15 protein-coding genes and 1 pseudogene are annotated in these 17,054 nt (G+C 42.7%); 15 read left to right on the top strand and 1 reads right to left on the bottom strand.

What is annotated here, in order from left to right:
• The 14 genes and pseudogenes from ACOTYN_RS21955 to ugd form a co-directional block, all read left to right on the top strand.
• A pseudogene (locus ACOTYN_RS21955) lies at positions 1 to 129 on the top strand (phosphomannomutase); the annotation flags it as partial.
• A 13-nt stretch (positions 130 to 142) separates the two neighbouring features.
• Positions 143 to 1,396, top strand: coding sequence for a lipopolysaccharide biosynthesis protein (locus ACOTYN_RS21950; protein ID WP_071922059.1), 1,254 nt, complete (start codon positions 143 to 145; stop codon positions 1,394 to 1,396).
• Positions 1,393 to 2,628, top strand: coding sequence for an oligosaccharide repeat unit polymerase (gene wzy / locus ACOTYN_RS21945; RefSeq protein WP_071922060.1), 1,236 nt, complete (start codon positions 1,393 to 1,395; stop codon positions 2,626 to 2,628). Before ACOTYN_RS21950 ends, wzy begins: the two co-directional genes overlap by 4 nt.
• Positions 2,629 to 2,657: 29 nt before the next feature.
• Positions 2,658 to 3,671: a glycosyltransferase family 4 protein gene (locus tag ACOTYN_RS21940; RefSeq protein WP_139243778.1), complete on the top strand. Its 1,014-nt coding sequence runs from the start codon at positions 2,658 to 2,660 to the stop codon at positions 3,669 to 3,671.
• Positions 3,668 to 4,771, top strand: coding sequence for a glycosyltransferase (locus ACOTYN_RS21935; RefSeq protein WP_071922062.1), 1,104 nt, complete (start codon positions 3,668 to 3,670; stop codon positions 4,769 to 4,771). The genes ACOTYN_RS21940 and ACOTYN_RS21935 overlap by 4 nt, the downstream gene beginning before the upstream one ends.
• A 184-nt stretch (positions 4,772 to 4,955) precedes the next feature.
• The gene (gene fnlA / locus ACOTYN_RS21930; RefSeq protein ID WP_332957480.1) at positions 4,956 to 5,990 is read left to right on the top strand and encodes a UDP-N-acetylglucosamine 4,6-dehydratase/5-epimerase; all 1,035 of its coding nucleotides are present in this window, start codon (positions 4,956 to 4,958) and stop codon (positions 5,988 to 5,990) included.
• Between the two features lies 1 nt (position 5,991).
• Positions 5,992 to 7,095, top strand: coding sequence for a UDP-2-acetamido-2,6-beta-L-arabino-hexul-4-ose reductase (gene wbjC, locus ACOTYN_RS21925; RefSeq protein ID WP_071922064.1), 1,104 nt, complete (start codon positions 5,992 to 5,994; stop codon positions 7,093 to 7,095).
• Entirely contained in the window at positions 7,095 to 8,225 is a 1,131-nt protein-coding gene (gene wecB / locus ACOTYN_RS21920) for a non-hydrolyzing UDP-N-acetylglucosamine 2-epimerase (RefSeq protein ID WP_071922065.1), read from the top strand. The genes wbjC and wecB overlap by 1 nt, the downstream gene beginning before the upstream one ends.
• Positions 8,225 to 9,436 carry a glycosyltransferase family 4 protein gene (locus ACOTYN_RS21915; protein WP_071922066.1) on the top strand — a complete coding sequence of 404 codons (1,212 nt, stop codon included), beginning with the start codon at positions 8,225 to 8,227 and terminating at the stop codon, positions 9,434 to 9,436. The genes wecB and ACOTYN_RS21915 overlap by 1 nt, the downstream gene beginning before the upstream one ends.
• Positions 9,423 to 9,821, top strand: a complete 399-nt coding sequence (locus ACOTYN_RS21910) for a WbuC family cupin fold metalloprotein (RefSeq protein ID WP_071922067.1) — start codon at positions 9,423 to 9,425, stop codon at positions 9,819 to 9,821. The genes ACOTYN_RS21915 and ACOTYN_RS21910 overlap by 14 nt, the downstream gene beginning before the upstream one ends.
• Positions 9,822 to 9,934: 113 nt before the next feature.
• Positions 9,935 to 11,341 (top strand): NADP-dependent phosphogluconate dehydrogenase, encoded by a 1,407-nt coding sequence (gene gndA / locus ACOTYN_RS21905; RefSeq protein ID WP_071922068.1) that lies wholly within the window; start codon positions 9,935 to 9,937, stop codon positions 11,339 to 11,341.
• A gap of 93 nt (positions 11,342 to 11,434) precedes the next feature.
• Positions 11,435 to 12,523: a dTDP-glucose 4,6-dehydratase gene (rfbB, locus tag ACOTYN_RS21900; protein WP_071922069.1), complete on the top strand. Its 1,089-nt coding sequence runs from the start codon at positions 11,435 to 11,437 to the stop codon at positions 12,521 to 12,523.
• Positions 12,520 to 13,401: a glucose-1-phosphate thymidylyltransferase RfbA gene (rfbA, locus tag ACOTYN_RS21895; RefSeq protein ID WP_071922070.1), complete on the top strand. Its 882-nt coding sequence runs from the start codon at positions 12,520 to 12,522 to the stop codon at positions 13,399 to 13,401. Before rfbB ends, rfbA begins: the two co-directional genes overlap by 4 nt.
• A gap of 238 nt (positions 13,402 to 13,639) precedes the next feature.
• The gene (ugd, locus tag ACOTYN_RS21890) at positions 13,640 to 14,806 is read left to right on the top strand and encodes a UDP-glucose 6-dehydrogenase (protein ID WP_014884475.1); all 1,167 of its coding nucleotides are present in this window, start codon (positions 13,640 to 13,642) and stop codon (positions 14,804 to 14,806) included.
• Positions 14,807 to 14,857: 51 nt separating this feature from the next.
• Here the strand turns inward: ugd and ACOTYN_RS21885 are convergent, their stop codons facing one another.
• On the bottom strand, positions 14,858 to 15,862 hold the full coding sequence (locus ACOTYN_RS21885) for an NAD-dependent epimerase (protein WP_117581247.1): 1,005 nt from the start codon (positions 15,860 to 15,862) through the stop codon (positions 14,858 to 14,860).
• A gap of 192 nt (positions 15,863 to 16,054) precedes the next feature.
• Between ACOTYN_RS21885 and wzzB the strand changes: the two genes are divergently transcribed.
• Complete coding sequence (wzzB, locus tag ACOTYN_RS21880) at positions 16,055 to 17,035, top strand: LPS O-antigen chain length determinant protein WzzB (RefSeq protein ID WP_023337515.1); 981 nt, start codon at positions 16,055 to 16,057, stop codon at positions 17,033 to 17,035.
• Positions 17,036 to 17,054: the final 19 nt, after the last annotated feature.

Genomic DNA, 17,054 nt, shown 5'->3' with positions numbered 1-17,054 from the left:
CGCTTTAACCTGCGCTCCTCCAATACCGAGCCGGTGGTGCGCCTGAACGTGGAATCCCGTGCGGACACCGCGCTGATGGAAATAAAAACTAAAGAGATAATGGCTCTATTAGATAATATTTACTCTTAGGGACTATGTAAGAATGTTTAGTCAATTAATTCAGCAGTCTAGCTCGTTTGCAGCTAGGATATTAGTATCATTAATTTCTCTTCTTCTCAGCGTGGTAATTGTACGGCTGTATACAAAAGCAATTGTTGGGGATTTTTTTTTGTTAACCAGTTATTCAACTGTTTTAGCCCAAGTATTTTTGTTTGGTATGGCCCCAGCCTTAAACATAATGTCATCGAGAGGCACTCAGTTAAAAAAAATATTATTAGAGGTGACCAAGAAAAATATAATATCCACGTTGTGTACGCTTTTGTGTGGATTGATTCTATTGCTTTTCTTTGCTAAAGTAGACTATTCAAGCTTAATTTTGCTTTCACTTCTTTCGGGCGTGCTCTTGATAATTTGTGAAATAATGAAGGGGCAAGGTATGTTTATTCTTTCTCAAGTTTTCAATGGTGGTTTAAATAATCTTCTCTTTCTCGTGTTTATAGTTATTCTTATACAAAATAAAAAAGAAGCAGACCTTGAGGAAATTATTGAATTTTATGCTTTAGCATATGTGTGCATTATAATAACCGGAGCTATATATTTAGCTATTAAATATAAGGAAAATGAAGCGAGAAACTTAAGAGAACATATCATTACTTATTCAATTATAATTCCGATATTTATATCAACTGTTATTGTATATATGTTCTCACAAATAGATCTATGGTTTGTATCTCGTTTATTTGATAATGAGGTGGTTGCTCAATATGGGTTGGCAATTAGATTGACTGCGGTGTTGAGTTTCTCAACGTTGTCAGTTAGAGCAATAGCTGCCGCAAGAATCCCAAAATTGATGAGCAATATTCAGGCATTACAAAAAGACATATCCCTCAGTTGTCTATTTTCCTTTTTAGTAAGTTTTGCAATATTATGTGGGATAGTCCTATTTGGAAACTTCTTTATTGGGCTTATTTATGGCAATGGTTATGAATTAACGTGGTATGTTTTGTTAATCTTCTCATTTGGACAGATGATCAATGCTGCAACTGGACCCTGTGATTATTTGCTAAGTCATACAGGTCATGGGAGATATTTGATGCTGATCACTCTTGTCTCGTTCTTATTGTTAATGGTTCTATTATCGATAATAACATTAAGATTTAATAGCGTTTTTTTGTTCTGTAGTGCAGTATCGTTCACTATTTGTTTGCAAAATTTGATTATTATGTATGTTGCATTTAAAAAAACGGGTGTGATTTCATTGCCTTTGATAAAATATAAGAGGGCATATATATCATGACAAAAAAAATGAATATTGCAGTTTTGTCATTCATGATGTTATATATCCTTACCAGTCTTATTTCTGGGTATCAAACTTTAAACCAAGAGTTTTTTCCTGGTGAGCTTCAGCGATATGTAAGAACTATTACTGATGACGAAGTTGTGATTATAACATCTCTGAATATCATATCATTCATAGTGTGTTATATTATTTTTCTTTTATTTCAGGGTTTTAGAATACATTTAAGTAAAAACCATCATTATGAATTGAATGATAGTCGTATACATTTCATAATTTTCGCAGTATTAGTATCGCAGCTTGCTTTTCTCTACTACACAGGCGTTGGCAAAGTTACTGTAAATGTTGAACAGCGTAGTACTTCATCATTTAGTGCTTTGTTTGCAATGTTAAAACCCGAGCCTTTTATTTTTTTCTATTTTTTATATTATAGAATGAAGCCAGGGTTTGCTTTTATTAAAAACAAGAGGTTCGTTTTTAATATATTGTTGTTTATCGCTTTTAAATTCTTTCAAGGATGGACAAGTTTTTTACTTCTACTTTTCTTTCTTGAAGTTCATGCACGAGTGTATCTTACAAAAAAAAGATTAAGGTATATATTCTTCATACCTTTGATTATTATTTTTTTTGGTGGTTGGATTTATCAATATGCTTATGTAATAAAAAACGAAATCAGAGGAGCGAAAGTTGATAGTATAACGTATATGGAGGGGGTGGAACACTTGGCATCACGGTTATCGATGAACCCAAACTCACTTGGCGCTTATCAAAATTACTCCAAAGTTATAAATTTATATCAGCGAGAAGGCCTTATACTTAAAGAATCAAAAGCTTTACTTCGTCCAATTGTTCCCGGTGGTTTAGTAGATAAAAGTTTTAGGAATATAAATAATAATGTCATGACATCATATACTCCGGATTTGAATCAATTTACGAGTTCAGATTTTGGTATTGTGATGTATTATTCAATATTACTTAATGCAAGCTTTCCTGATTTCATATTAAGTTTAATAATGACATTTGTACTTTTGTTAATCGCTAAAATATTTTTTGACTCAATTAGCATATATGCTGGGCAGTATGATATTTTATTCTTTTTCGTATTATTCTATACATTTTATACAGTGAGTCTGGAAAATGTGTTTGGACAAAACTTTATTCCTTATATTTTTAGTTTTGTAATATATTATTTCTTAGGTGGAATTAAGAAAGTACGTTCTATAAAAAATTAATTCGAGATTGCTTTATTATGATAGTAAAAATGTGGCCACTTCAAAAAGAATCTACGACAAATCAGTACACTTCATTAATCCTCCATGATGGGGTAGAATATAAGCCACACGTATGGAATATAAAAAATGTTTTGGATTTTAAGTTCGATGTTTTCCATATGCATTGGCCCGAAACCTATTTAAACTTACCTAAATTTTATCAGCGATTACTCGGGACTTTGTTCGTACTCTTATTTTTGATTGTATGCAAAATTTTATCAAAAAAAATCGTATGGACGGTTCATAATTTCAAACCTCATGAAAACCATAATGTTAGGATGTCAGAGTTATATCGAACACTCTTGGTTCGATTGGTTGATAAATTTATTTTTTTAACTGATGTTAGTAAACATGAGTTCTTGAAGATTTATGACGTTAATGAATCTAAGTTAACTGTAATACACCACCCGCTGTATGAAATCGAAGAAAATTGCTTTAATAATCCAGAAGATAAAAACTCCTCACTCGAAAATAAATATCTTTTTTTTGGTTTGATTCGCCCATATAAAAACGTGGGATTATTAATGAGAGAATTTATTAAAAATGATGCTGATTCTCTTTTAATAATTATGGGGGGGTGTTCTGATATACTGGCTTCTGAGCTAGTGAGCTTAAAGGAAAGAATTGATTTTAAAGATCGCATAAAATTTAAATTTGGGCGTTATGACGAAAAGAAACTCCAGCAAGAGCTCAATGAATGTAAAGGTGTTATAATACCATATTCTGACATAATGAATTCTGGTGTGCTATATCGTGCGATAACTGCAGGTGTAAATGTATTATTGCCTCGTATGAAATATACAGAAGAGGTGATTCACTCTCTTAAATATCAAGGTGCGGCATTCTATGAGCCTCCGTTGGATGTAGATGATATTCTGAATTTCAGTAACACGGCTTTAGATAGATGTAATAAAGTCGATTTCTATACATATAACAAACGCATAAAAGTTGCACATTCTGAAGTTTATCAATTGCTGATTCAAAATAAACGAAGCATAAAATGAAAAAAATACTTATAGTTTGTGATTATTTTTACCCTGCTTTCAAGGCAGGGGGGCCTGTCAAAAGTCTCGTGAATATAGCCAAGAGTTTCAATAAAACGCATTGCATTACTGTGTTGACCTACAATCATGATATTGATGGTCAAATTATAAATGAATCTGGAGTCGAATTATTCGTAAATAATGTTACTGTTTATTATGCCAAAAGCATTTTAGATTTTACTAAATTTTATTTGAAGCTTTCTAAAGCAGTCGACATAATCTATTTGAACAGTTTTTTTTCAAGGAGAACAACCCTTCCTGCATTAGTGCTTAAAAAGAGCGATGCAAAGATTCTATTGGCCCCGCGAGGGGAACTAACTATAGGAGCATTAACGTTTAAGCCATTCAAAAAGAAAATATACATAAAGTTATTTAATTTTTTTGCTAGGCAAGAGAAGATTTATTTTCATTTTACTTCCATTGAAGAAAAAAAAGAATCTCTTACATCCTTAAAACAAGAGTTTCCAAGTAGCGTCATCCCTAATATGCATGACACGATCCCATCTTATATAAACAAACATAAAAAAGAAGGTGAGATACATATTTCTTTTGTTTCACGGATTTCGCCAAAGAAAAATCTTAAGGCAGTTTTATTGTCTCTATTAAATATTGGGCGAGGAGATATTTACCTCAGTATTGCAGGCAATGTTGAGGATGAAAAGTATTGGGCAGAATGTAAGCTGATAATAAATCAATTACCACCGAATGTTAAAGTGGAATGCCTTGGTGGGATCAAGCCTGCCCAAGTTGCTGACTTGCTCAAAAGATCACATTTGTTTTTCTTACCAACATTAAATGAAAATTATGGACATGCCATTGTTGAGTCCATGATTAACTCAAATGTTGTGCTTATATCCGATCAAACTCCTTGGTCTGATGTGCAGCGTAATGGTGGTTATGTCGCAGGGTATAATGACATTGATACGTTTGAGAAATATATCACAGAATGTATGAGTTTTAATGAATATCAATTTAACAATAAATCGCGTCTGGTTTATAATTATGCGCTAAATGCTTTAGCTAAGGATGAACATAAGATGTCCGCTTTATTTGATGTTTAGGCGCCGATTAATGTATCCGGTTTTATTCATATTGCACAGAAAGTAGTATATCTTAATAAGCAGTGTTTTTATTGCTTGATATCAGTTATATATTATATTCAATGTGGCAATGGGTCGAGATTTTTATTGCTCGCTTTCTCCATATAAAATAGTTCATATAATTGCTTACGCTAGAGGAATTGGTATGTTTAAAGATAAAGTTTTACTTATTACTGGTGGTACTGGCTCTTTCGGAAATGCGGTGCTAAATCGATTCCTTGAAACAGACATTAAAGAAATTCGAGTATTCTCGCGCGATGAAAAAAAGCAAGACGATATGCGCAAGAAATATAATAGTGAGAAACTAAAATTTTATATCGGTGATGTGAGGGATTATCGCAGTATTCTCAATGCCAGTCGTGGTGTTGACTTCATCTACCACGCCGCGGCGCTTAAACAAGTGCCATCATGCGAGTTTCATCCGATGGAGGCCGTTAAGACTAACGTTCTCGGCACTGAAAATGTTCTTGAAGCTGCGATTGCCAACGAAGTTAAACGTGTTGTTTGCTTAAGTACTGATAAAGCAGTTTATCCTATCAATGCTATGGGTATTTCGAAGGCAATGATGGAGAAAGTGATGGTCGCAAAATCACGTAATGTTAATAGCGACAAAACTGTGATTTGCGGTACTCGTTATGGCAACGTGATGGCTTCCCGTGGTTCTGTCATTCCCTTGTTCGTTGATCTGATCAAAGCGGGTAAAGCGCTGACGCTCACTGACCCGAATATGACCCGTTTCATGATGACGCTTGAAGATGCTGTCGATTTGGTCCTGTATGCGTTTGAGCATGGCAATAATGGCGATATTTTTGTTCAAAAAGCACCAGCCGCAACGATTGAAACGTTAGCTATTGCTCTGAAAGAGCTTCTTAACGTTGAGCAACATCCTGTCAATGTCATCGGAACGCGCCATGGTGAGAAGCTTTATGAAGCACTGCTTAGCCGTGAAGAGATGATTGCCGCCATCGACATGGGTGATTATTACCGTGTTCCACCTGATCTGCGCGATCTTAACTATGGAAAATATGTTGAACAAGGTGATAGCCGTATCTCTGTTGTCGAGGATTATAACTCGCACAATACGCAGAGACTGGATGTTGAAGGGATGAAAACACTTCTTCTGAAATTACCTTTTATTCGCGCATTGCGCGCGGGTGAACATTACGATCTGGACGCCTGACATGAAAATCCTGATTACTGGAGCTGATGGCTTTATCGGACGTAACCTGTGCTTACGCCTTCAGGAAGCAGGGTACAGTGACCTTGTTAAGATTGACCGAGGTTCAAGTGCGGCTGAGCTGGAAAATGGTCTGCAAGAAGCTGAATTTGTCTATCATCTCGCGGGTATCAATCGACCTAAAAACGTGGAAGAGTTTGCCGAAGGGAATAGCAATCTGACTCAACAGATTGTTGATACTCTTTTAGCTAAGCATAAAAGCATACCTATTATGATCAGTTCTTCCATTCAGGCTGAACTGGATAATGCTTATGGTCAAAGTAAAGCTGCAGCTGAAAAACAAATTGAACGGTATGCAACTGAAAGCGGTGCAGCATACTTTATTTATCGTTACCCGAATGTTTTTGGTAAATGGTGCAAGCCTAATTATAATTCGTTCGTGGCAACCTTCTGCCATAATATTGTCAACAACATCGATATTACGATCAACGATTCTTCCGCGCCTGTTAATCTTATATATGTTGATGATGTTTGTACTGATGCTATAAAGCTCTTGTCTGAAAAGGTTGAAAGCGGGTACAAAACTGTTGAGCCAGTATATTCGACGACAGTAGGTGAGGTGGCGGATTTACTTTATCGCTTCAAAGAAAGCCGTTCCACTCTTGTCTCCGAGGCCGTAGGTACAGGGTTCACCCGCGCGCTTTATTCGACGTGGTTAAGTTATCTACCTGCCGATATGTTTGCTTACTCAGTTCCCTCTTACGGGGACGCCCGAGGGGTCTTTTGCGAGATGTTAAAAACCCCTTCAACGGGGCAGTTTTCATTTTTCACCGCACATCCCGGTATTACACGTGGTGGTCATTACCATCACACCAAAAATGAAAAGTTTCTGGTCATTCGCGGTCAGGCATGCTTCAAATTTGAACATGTGATTACTGGTGAGCGATATGAGCTGAATATTTCCTCTGATGATTTCAAAATCGTTGAAACAGTCCCCGGATGGACGCATGCCATTAAAAATATTGGAATTGATGAATTGATAGTCATGCTCTGGGCAAACGAAATTTTCAATCGTGATGAGCCTGATACTATTGCGAGACCTCTGTAATGAAAAAATTAAAAATTATGTCTGTTGTTGGTACGCGTCCTGAGATTATCCGTCTGTCACGCGTTCTCGCTAAGCTTGATGAACACTGCGAACATATTCTTGTCCATACTGGTCAAAACTATGATTATGAGCTCAACGAAGTGTTCTTTAATGACCTTGGCGTACGAAAACCCGATTACTTTTTAAATGCTGCCGGGAAAAATGCTGCAGAAACTATCGGTCAGGTTATCATCAAAGTTGATGAGGTACTCGAATCCGAAAAGCCTGAAGCAATGTTGGTGCTAGGTGATACAAACTCTTGTATTTCTGCTATCCCGGCCAAGCGTCGTAAAGTGCCTATCTTCCATATGGAAGCCGGCAACCGATGTTTCGATCAGCGCGTCCCGGAAGAGACCAATCGACGCATTGTCGACCATACCGCTGACATCAATATGACCTATAGTGATATCGCACGTGAATATCTTCTGGCTGAAGGCCTCCCAGCAGATCGAATTATTAAAACCGGTAGCCCAATGTTTGAGGTACTTACGCATTACATGCCTCAAATCGATAATTCGGATGTACTCTCGCGACTGAACCTGCGTCCGGGCGAATTCTTCGTCGTCAGCGCGCATCGTGAAGAGAATGTTGATTCTCCCAAACAACTTGTCAAGCTTGCGACCATTCTCAATACTATTGCTGAAAAATATGATTTGCCGGTTATTGTATCCACTCATCCGCGGACACGTAATCGTATTAACGAGCAAGGGATTGAATTCCACCCAAATATTAATCTGCTGAAACCGTTAGGTTTCCATGATTACAATCATTTGCAGAAAAACTCCCGTGCTGTGCTGTCTGACAGCGGTACGATCACTGAAGAATCCTCCATTATGAATTTCCCAGCGGTAAATATTCGGGAAGCACATGAGCGTCCAGAGGGCTTTGAAGAAGCCTCTGTCATGATGGTGGGTCTGGAGTGTGAACGTGTTTTACAGGCACTGGATATTCTGGCAACACAGCCTCGTGGCGAAAACCGTCTTTTACGACAAGTCAGTGACTACAGCATGCCTAATGTGTCGGATAAAATCGTCAGAATCGTTCACTCTTATACAGATTATGTCAAGCGAGTCGTCTGGAAAGAATACTGATGAAACTTGCGTTAATCATAGATGATTACCTGCCCAATAGTACGCGAGTTGGTGCAAAAATGTTTCATGAGTTGGCTCAGGAATTTATTCGCCGTGGGCATGATGTTACGGTAATTACACCTGACACCCGCCTCCAGGAAGATGTGTCTTTTGACACCTTCCAGGGGGTCAAAACATGGCGTTTCAAAAGCGGGCCTCTCAAAGATGTGAGTAAAATTCAACGTGCCATTAATGAAACGCTTCTTTCCTATCGAGCCTGGAGTTCCATCAAAGGCCAGATAAAAAAAGAAACTTTCGATGGGGTAGTTTATTATTCACCCTCCATTTTCTGGGGGCACTTAGTTAAGGAAATTAAATACCGTTGCCAGTGTCCTGCTTACCTGGTTTTAAGGGATATGTTCCCGCAATGGGTGATAGACGCGGGCATGTTAAAAGCCGGTTCTCTCATCGAACGCTATTTCCGTCTTTTCGAAAGAACGTCTTATCGTCAGGCAAACCGTATTGGGCTGATGTCAGACAAGAATCTTGACGTCTTTCAGATGACCAATAAAGGTTATCCTTGTGAGGTTTTGCGTAACTGGGCTTCTCTCACGCCATCGGTACCACCCCAGGATTATATACCATTGCGTCAGCGTCTTGGCCTTGAAGATAAAGTTATTTTCTTCTATGGAGGGAATATCGGTCATGCGCAGGATATGGGGAATTTGATGCGTCTTGCCCGAAAAATGGCGGAGCATCCGCAAGCCCACTTTTTATTTATCGGGCAGGGGGATGAAGTTGAATTAATCAATTCTTTGGCTGCCGAGTGGGCATTGCCTAACTTCACGTATATGGCATCTGTCAATCAGGATGAATTTAAATTTATCCTGTCGGAAATGGATGTTGGCCTTTTTTCGCTTTCCGCCAGACATTCATCTCACAATTTTCCTGGGAAGTTGCTAGGATATATGGTTCAGTCCTTACCTATATTGGGTAGTGTGAATGCTGGTAATGATTTGCTTGATGTCGTTAATCAAAATAATGCCGGATTAATTCATATTAATGGTGAGGATGACAAACTTCATGAGTCCGCACTGCTAATGCTTAAAGATCTTGCCGCGCGTCGTCAATTCGGCTTAGGTGCGAATGTATTGTTGAAAGAACAATTCTCAGTCGAGTCTGCGGCACAAACTATAGAAATGAGGTTAGAGGCGTGTAATGCGATTAATTGATACTTTTCAGCTTGAAGCCTTATACGAACAAGCCAGGCATTCTGCACGCTTGCGCGCTCACCTTTTAATGCATAACTCACACCAGGATAAAGTGCAGCGGTTGCTCATTGCTCTGGTTCAGGGCAGTTATGTCGACCCGCATTTCCACGAACTCCCTCATCAATGGGAAATGTTTATCGTTATCCAAGGGCAAGTGCAGGTTTGCTTGTATGGCAAAGATGGCGGAATAATTAATCAATTTGTCGCCGGAGAGAATACGGCAATAAAAGTAGTCGAGTTTTCACCGGGTGATATACACAGTGTCGAATGTCTCTCTCCGAGAGCACTAATGATGGAAGTGAAAGAGGGACCTTTTGATCCTTCCTTTGCCAAGGCGTTCATCTAACGCCCCTCTGAATCGCATCTTCCGCTATCTACTCAGGCTCATCCTGAGTTAACATCTAAGCCACATTTCAAGCCGCGCACAGTCGCGGCGACCACACCTGACAGGAGTATGTAATGTCCAAGCAACAGATCGGCGTTGTCGGTATGGCAGTGATGGGGCGCAACCTGGCGCTCAACATCGAAAGCCGTGGTTATACCGTCTCCGTTTTCAACCGCTCCCGTGATAAGACTGAAGAAGTCATCGCTGAGAATCCTGGCAAGAAACTGGTTCCTTTCTATACGGTTAAAGAGTTTGTTGAGTCTTTGGAAACGCCTCGTCGTATCCTGTTAATGGTGAAAGCGGGCGCAGGTACCGATGCTGCTATCGATTCCCTGAAACCGTATCTGGATAAAGGCGACATCATCATTGATGGCGGCAACACCTTCTTCCACGACACCATCCGTCGTAACCGTGAACTGTCTGCTGAAGGCTTTAACTTCATCGGTACCGGTGTCTCCGGTGGTGAAGAGGGCGCCCTGAAAGGCCCATCTATCATGCCTGGTGGCCAGAAAGAAGCCTACGAACTGGTTGCGCCAATCCTGACCAAAATTGCAGCAATTGCCGAAGATGGCGAACCGTGTGTGACCTATATCGGTCCTGACGGTGCGGGCCACTATGTTAAGATGGTTCACAACGGCATCGAATACGGTGATATGCAGCTGATTGCAGAAGCCTACTCCCTGCTCAAAGGCGGTCTGAACCTTTCTAACGAAGAGCTGGCTGAAACCTTCACCGAGTGGAACAAAGGTGAGCTGAACAGCTACCTGATCGACATCACCAAAGATATCTTCACTAAAAAAGATGAAGAGGGTAAATACCTGGTTGATGTGATTCTGGATGAAGCCGCGAACAAGGGTACCGGTAAATGGACCAGCCAGAGCTCTCTGGATCTTGGCGAGCCGCTGTCCCTGATCACCGAATCTGTGTTTGCACGTTACATTTCCTCTCTGAAAGAGCAGCGTGTTGCCGCTTCAAAAGTACTGTCTGGCCCTCAGACCAAGCCAGCTGGTGATAAAGCTGAATTCGTTGAGAAGGTTCGTCGCGCTCTGTATCTGGGTAAAATCGTCTCTTATGCACAAGGTTTCTCTCAGCTGCGTGCCGCTTCAGACGAAAACAACTGGGATCTGAACTACGGCGAAATCGCGAAGATCTTCCGTGCTGGTTGCATTATCCGCGCTCAGTTCCTGCAGAAAATTACTGATGCGTACGCTGAAAATGCCGGTATCGCGAATCTGCTGCTGGCACCGTACTTCAAGAAAATCGCGGACGAATACCAGCAGGCGCTGCGTGACGTGGTTGCTTACGCTGTGCAGAACGGTATCCCTGTTCCGACCTTCTCCGCTGCAGTGGCGTACTATGACAGCTACCGTGCTGCCGTACTGCCAGCCAACCTGATTCAGGCACAGCGTGATTACTTCGGTGCGCATACGTATAAACGTACCGATAAAGAAGGTGTGTTCCACACCGAATGGCTTAATTAATCCGATCTCGGTTTAGCCATTTCACTAAGCCCGGTAGCGATACCGGGCTTTTTTGTCCCGCCCAATCCACTCACTTTTAACGGAATAGATTGCGTGAAAATTCTTGTTACTGGCGGTGCCGGTTTTATCGGTTCTGCAGTTATCCGACATATCATCAGCAATACTCGGGATAGCGTTGTTAACGTTGATAAATTGACCTATGCCGGTAATCTGGAATCCTTGCGTGAGGTTAGCGATAGCGAGCGCTATGTCTTTGAGCACGCTGATATATGCGACAAAGAGGTAATGGAGCGTATTTTTGCCACGCATCAACCTGATGCCGTCATGCATTTGGCTGCGGAGAGCCATGTTGACCGTTCTATTACCGGGCCTGCTGCATTTATTGAAACCAATATTGTGGGTACCTATGTCCTGTTGGACATCAGTCGCGCTTACTGGTCCTCATTGGATGAGTCGGCAAAATCCGCATTTCGTTTTCACCACATTTCAACAGATGAAGTATATGGCGATTTACCGCATCCTGATGAGCATCAGGACGGAAATCCGTTGCCTCTTTTTACTGAGAAAACGTCATATGCGCCAAGTAGCCCTTATTCAGCCTCAAAAGCGTCCAGCGATCACCTGGTTCGCGCGTGGATCCGCACCTACGGCTTGCCAGGAATAGTGACAAACTGCTCGAACAACTACGGACCTTTCCATTTTCCGGAAAAACTCATCCCACTTGTCATACTTAATGCCTTAGAAAACAAAGTATTACCAATTTACGGCAAGGGAGACCAAATCCGTGATTGGCTGTATGTTGAAGATCACGCGCGAGCCCTCTATACAGTCCTTACCACTGGTCAGCCCGGCGAAACGTACAATATCGGTGGGCATAATGAGAAGAAAAATATCGACGTTGTACATGCGATTTGCGATCTGCTGGATGAAATTGTCCCTAAGGAAAAATCCTACCGGGAACAGATAACCTATGTGGCTGACCGCCCCGGCCACGATCGCCGTTACGCGATAGATGCCCATAAAATCGGAACAGAGTTAGGCTGGAAGCCAGAGGAAACGTTCGAAAGTGGGATCCGCAAAACGGTTGTGTGGTATTTGAACAATTCTGAATGGGTCTCTAATGTTAAAAGTGGTGCCTATAAGGCATGGATTGAGCAGAATTATGGAAAGCGTAAATCATGACAAAGCGTAAAGGCATTATCCTGGCGGGCGGATCTGGCACGCGTCTTTACCCAGTGACGATGGCGGTGAGTAAGCAGCTGCTGCCGATTTATGATAAGCCAATGATCTATTACCCGCTTTCCACACTGATGCTCGCGGGCATTAGAGATATTCTGATTATCAGTACTCCACAAGATACGCCGCGTTTTGAACAACTGCTTGGCGATGGGAGTCAGTGGGGGCTCAATCTACAATACAAAGTACAACCAAGCCCAGACGGTCTGGCTCAGGCTTTTATTCTTGGCGAAGCGTTTATCGGTGAGGATAATTGTGCGCTGGTACTAGGGGACAACATTTTTTATGGGCATGATCTTCCGAAACTGCTTGAAGGTGCGGCTGGACAGGAAGAGGGCGCGACCGTGTTCGCTTATCATGTCAGTGACCCGGAGCGGTATGGCGTTGTTGAGTTTGACAAAGACGGTACAGCGATTGGCCTTGAGGAGAAACCTCAACAACCCAAAAGTAACTACGCGATAACGGGTCTCTATTTTTACGATAACGATGTCATAGAGATGGCCAAAAGTTTACATCCATCCGATCGGGGCGAGTTGGAAATCACCGACATCAACCGCCTCTATATGCAGCAGGGGCGATTATCTGTGGCGATGATGAGACGCGGTTACGCATGGCTGGATACGGGAACCCACCAAAGCATGATTGAGGCGAGTAATTTTATTGCCACCATTGAAGAGCGTCAGGGTCTCAAGGTGTCTTGCCCTGAAGAGATTGCATTCCGTAGAGGCTTTATCGATGCGGATCAACTTCGGATATTAGCTGAGCCACTAAAGAAAACGGGTTATGGGCAATATCTATTAAATCTGACCAAGGGATTAGTCTGATTTGAATCTTGCCATCATTGATCATTTTTGGACACCCGTCATCGTTGAAAGCAGCATTGATGCTGGTGAGAAGGCGCTCAAAATGGCGTTTAGGAAGTAACTGCTTCTAGGAGGGAGGCACTTACAAGACAGGGCTGAACCTTGACAGCGAATTGGCATTAGCGATAAAAAACCACCAGTTAATCATTGTGGTGACCTTTTAGGGACATCAGAAACTCATAATGAAGAAGTCAAATATATGAAAATAACTATCTCCGGAACGGGCTATGTTGGGCTTTCAAACGGCATCCTGATTGCACAAAACCATGAAGTGGTGGCGCTGGATATCGTTCAGTCCAAAGTAGATATGCTCAATCAGAAGCAGTCTCCGATTGTCGATAAAGAGATCCAGGACTATCTTGCCAACAAACCTCTGAATTTTCGTGCGACGACGGACAAAGAAGATGCCTATCGTGGTGCAGATTTCGTCATCATCGCGACACCAACAGATTACGATCCCAAAACCAACTACTTCAACACCTCTACTGTTGAAGCCGTGATCAAAGACGTTATCGCAATCAACCCTCAAGCAGTGATGATCATTAAGTCGACCATTCCGGTAGGCTTCACCAAATCGATTAAAGAAGAGTTGGGTATTGATAATGTCTTCTTCTCGCCAGAGTTTCTGCGCGAGGGCAGGGCGCTATACGATAACCTGCACCCCTCGCGTATCGTGATCGGTGAGCGCTCTGAGCGGGCGGAGCGTTTTGCCGCGCTGCTCCAGGAAGGCGCAATCAAGAAAGACATTCCGGTTCTGTTTACCGACTCCACGGAAGCCGAAGCCATCAAGCTGTTCGCCAATACTTATCTGGCGATGCGTGTAGCGTACTTCAACGAGCTGGACAGCTACGCAGAGAGTTTGGGCCTGAATACCCGTCAGATCATAGAAGGCGTGTGCCTCGACCCTCGCATCGGCAACCACTATAACAACCCGTCATTCGGTTACGGCGGCTACTGCCTGCCAAAAGATACCAAACAGTTGCTGGCCAACTATCAGGCTGTACCGAATAACCTGATTTCAGCCATTGTAGATGCCAACCGCACGCGTAAAGATTTCATCTCTGACTCCATCCTTGCGCGTCAGCCTAAAGTTGTGGGTGTGTATCGTCTGATCATGAAGAGCGGTTCAGATAACTTCCGTGCCTCTTCCATTCAGGGCATCATGAAGCGCATTAAGGCTAAAGGGGTGCAGGTTATTATTTATGAACCCGCGATGCAGGAAGATGAGTTCTTCCACTCCCGCGTGATTCGCGATCTGGATGCGTTCAAGCAGGAAGCGGACGTGATCATCTCTAACCGCATGGCGGAAGAGCTGGCGGACGTGGCGGATAAAGTCTATACCCGCGATCTGTTCGGAAGCGATTGATTACTCTTAACGCACGTAAAAAACCCGGCCATGTAGCCGGGTTTTTTATTTTCAGACCTTGTAGAAAGCGCGATACCAGTCGACAAAGTTCTTCACTCCGTCTTTGACCGACGTCTGCGGTTTAAAGCCAATAACGTCATACAACGCTTTCGTATCCGCGCTGGTCTCCAGCACGTCACCCGGTTGAATCGGCATCATGTTTTTCTCTGCTTCTTTGCCGAGAGCTTCTTCCAGCGCCGTGATGTAATCCATAAGCTCGACCGGAGAGCTATTACCAATGTTGTAAACGCGATAAGGCGCGGAGCTGGTCGCCGGGGAACCGGTCTCGACGGTCCAGTCTGCATCGGCCTGAGGAATGACATCCTGCAGACGAATAATGGCTTCGGCGATGTCGTCGATGTAAGTGAAGTCGCGCTTCATCTTGCCGTAGTTGTAAACATCAATCGGCTTATCTTCGATCATTGCTTTGGTAAATTTGAACAAGGCCATGTCCGGTCGCCCCCACGGGCCGTACACGGTAAAGAAGCGCAGGCCAGTCGTTGGCAGGTTGTACAAATGAGAATAGGTATGCGACATCAGCTCATTGGCCTTTTTAGTTGCCGCATACAGCGAAACAGGGTGATCCACTGAATCGTCCGTAGAGAAAGGCATCTTACGGTTGAGCCCATAAACGGAGCTGGATGAGGCGTAAAGCAGGTGTTGAACCTTATTATGGCGACAGCCTTCCAGCACGTTGAGATGACCCACCAGGTTGGCTTCTGCATAAGCATGTGGATTATCCAGCGAGTAGCGAACCCCAGCCTGCGCGGCCAGATGGATCACACGGTCAAACTTCTCATCGGCGAAGAGCGCAGACATCCCTTCACGGTCGGCTAAATCAAGTTTATGGAAAGAGAAATTGTCAGATTTGAGCAAGTCCAGACGTGCCAGCTTAAGATTGACGTCATAGTAGTCATTCAGATTATCAATACCGACAACCTGATGGCCTGCGTCCAGCAGTCGCTTGCTGACATGTGAACCGATAAAACCTGCTGCGCCCGTTACCAAAAATTTCATATCTTTCCTCGTTAACGCTTCGTTCTTGTGATGCATAGGGCATCCGAATTTGTCTATGATAGCGCGTAGCACACCCGATACATAACCCATCTTTCCGATATAACTCATCGAATTCCTATAGAAAAATCCTCAGCAACAGATAAACTACGTAAACATAATTTTTTTTGCCCTTTTTCATCTGTTAGGGATTGTATGACGCAAAACAACAATAGCCTGGTCACGCGCAGTACTGACCCGGAGCAAATTGATTTACTTGATTTAGTGCTGCAACTTTGGCGCGGAAAGTGGGTAATTGGGGCATTTATTGCGGTTTTTATCGTATTAGCGGGCGTATACATTACAGTCGCGAAAGAGAAATGGACCTCCTCCGCCATTATTGCTCAGCCAGATGCGGCGCAGATCGCCACTTACGCCAATGCACTGAATATCCTTTACGGTAGCGCTGCACCTTCAATGCTGGATATCCAGAACCGTGCTATTAATCGTTTCAATTCCTCGTTTTCTGCTTTAGCTCAGGCTCTCGAAAACCAGGACATTCCAGAAAAGCTGACTATCGACACCACCGTTAAGGGGCAACCGCTGCCGTTAAGCGTCTCCTATCAGGGGGAGTCTGCAGAAGCGGCTCAAAAACAGCTGGCGCAATACATACAGCAGGTTGATCAGCAAACAGCGAAAGAACTTTCTCTCGACCTCAAAGATAATATCAAGCAGCAAATTACCACGCTAAATGACTCTCTGGAAAACCAGGAAAAGGTTGCTCAGGAGCAGAAAGATCTGCGAATCAAACAGATCACTGAGGCGCTTAAAAATGCGGAAGCTGCAAAAATCGCGACCCCACAGATCCAGCAAACTCAGGATGTGACCCAGGAAACTATGTTCCTGCTGGGTAGTGAAGCGCTGAAATCGATGATTGATAACGAAGCGTCTCGCCCGTTAGTGTTCTCTCCTGCTTACTATCAGACGAAACAAAACTTACTGGATATCGAGAAGTTGAATGTGAATCCAGACACGATTCACGTCTATCGTTACGTCATGAAGCCGGATCTCCCTGTCCGACGTGATAGCCCGAAAAAGGCGATCACCTTAATTCTGGCGGTTCTGCTGGGCGGGATTATTGGTTCTGGTGTGGTATTGGGCCGCAATGCACTGCGTAACTACAAACCCAAATCCTGAACCACATCGGATATAAAAA

This window comes from Enterobacter cloacae complex sp. IR5458 (genome assembly GCF_049238025.1).
GTDB lineage: Bacteria > Pseudomonadota > Gammaproteobacteria > Enterobacterales > Enterobacteriaceae > Enterobacter > Enterobacter kobei.
The sequence above is the reverse complement of the archived record's forward strand: the minus strand, read 5'-3'. Positions and strand labels throughout refer to the sequence as shown.

Coding starts and splice junctions, on each gene's coding strand:
- ACOTYN_RS21950 (WP_071922059.1), top strand. CDS start 143: ATGTTTAGTCAATTAATTCAGCAGTCTAGCTCGTTTGCAGCTAGGATA.
- wzy (WP_071922060.1), top strand. CDS start 1,393: ATGACAAAAAAAATGAATATTGCAGTTTTGTCATTCATGATGTTATAT.
- ACOTYN_RS21940 (WP_139243778.1), top strand. CDS start 2,658: ATGTGGCCACTTCAAAAAGAATCTACGACAAATCAGTACACTTCATTA.
- ACOTYN_RS21935 (WP_071922062.1), top strand. CDS start 3,668: ATGAAAAAAATACTTATAGTTTGTGATTATTTTTACCCTGCTTTCAAG.
- fnlA (WP_332957480.1), top strand. CDS start 4,956: ATGTTTAAAGATAAAGTTTTACTTATTACTGGTGGTACTGGCTCTTTC.
- wbjC (WP_071922064.1), top strand. CDS start 5,992: ATGAAAATCCTGATTACTGGAGCTGATGGCTTTATCGGACGTAACCTG.
- wecB (WP_071922065.1), top strand. CDS start 7,095: ATGAAAAAATTAAAAATTATGTCTGTTGTTGGTACGCGTCCTGAGATT.
- ACOTYN_RS21915 (WP_071922066.1), top strand. CDS start 8,225: ATGAAACTTGCGTTAATCATAGATGATTACCTGCCCAATAGTACGCGA.
- ACOTYN_RS21910 (WP_071922067.1), top strand. CDS start 9,423: ATGCGATTAATTGATACTTTTCAGCTTGAAGCCTTATACGAACAAGCC.
- gndA (WP_071922068.1), top strand. CDS start 9,935: ATGTCCAAGCAACAGATCGGCGTTGTCGGTATGGCAGTGATGGGGCGC.
- rfbA (WP_071922070.1), top strand. CDS start 12,520: ATGACAAAGCGTAAAGGCATTATCCTGGCGGGCGGATCTGGCACGCGT.
- ugd (WP_014884475.1), top strand. CDS start 13,640: ATGAAAATAACTATCTCCGGAACGGGCTATGTTGGGCTTTCAAACGGC.
- ACOTYN_RS21885 (WP_117581247.1), bottom strand. CDS start 15,862: ATGAAATTTTTGGTAACGGGCGCAGCAGGTTTTATCGGTTCACATGTC.
- wzzB (WP_023337515.1), top strand. CDS start 16,055: ATGACGCAAAACAACAATAGCCTGGTCACGCGCAGTACTGACCCGGAG.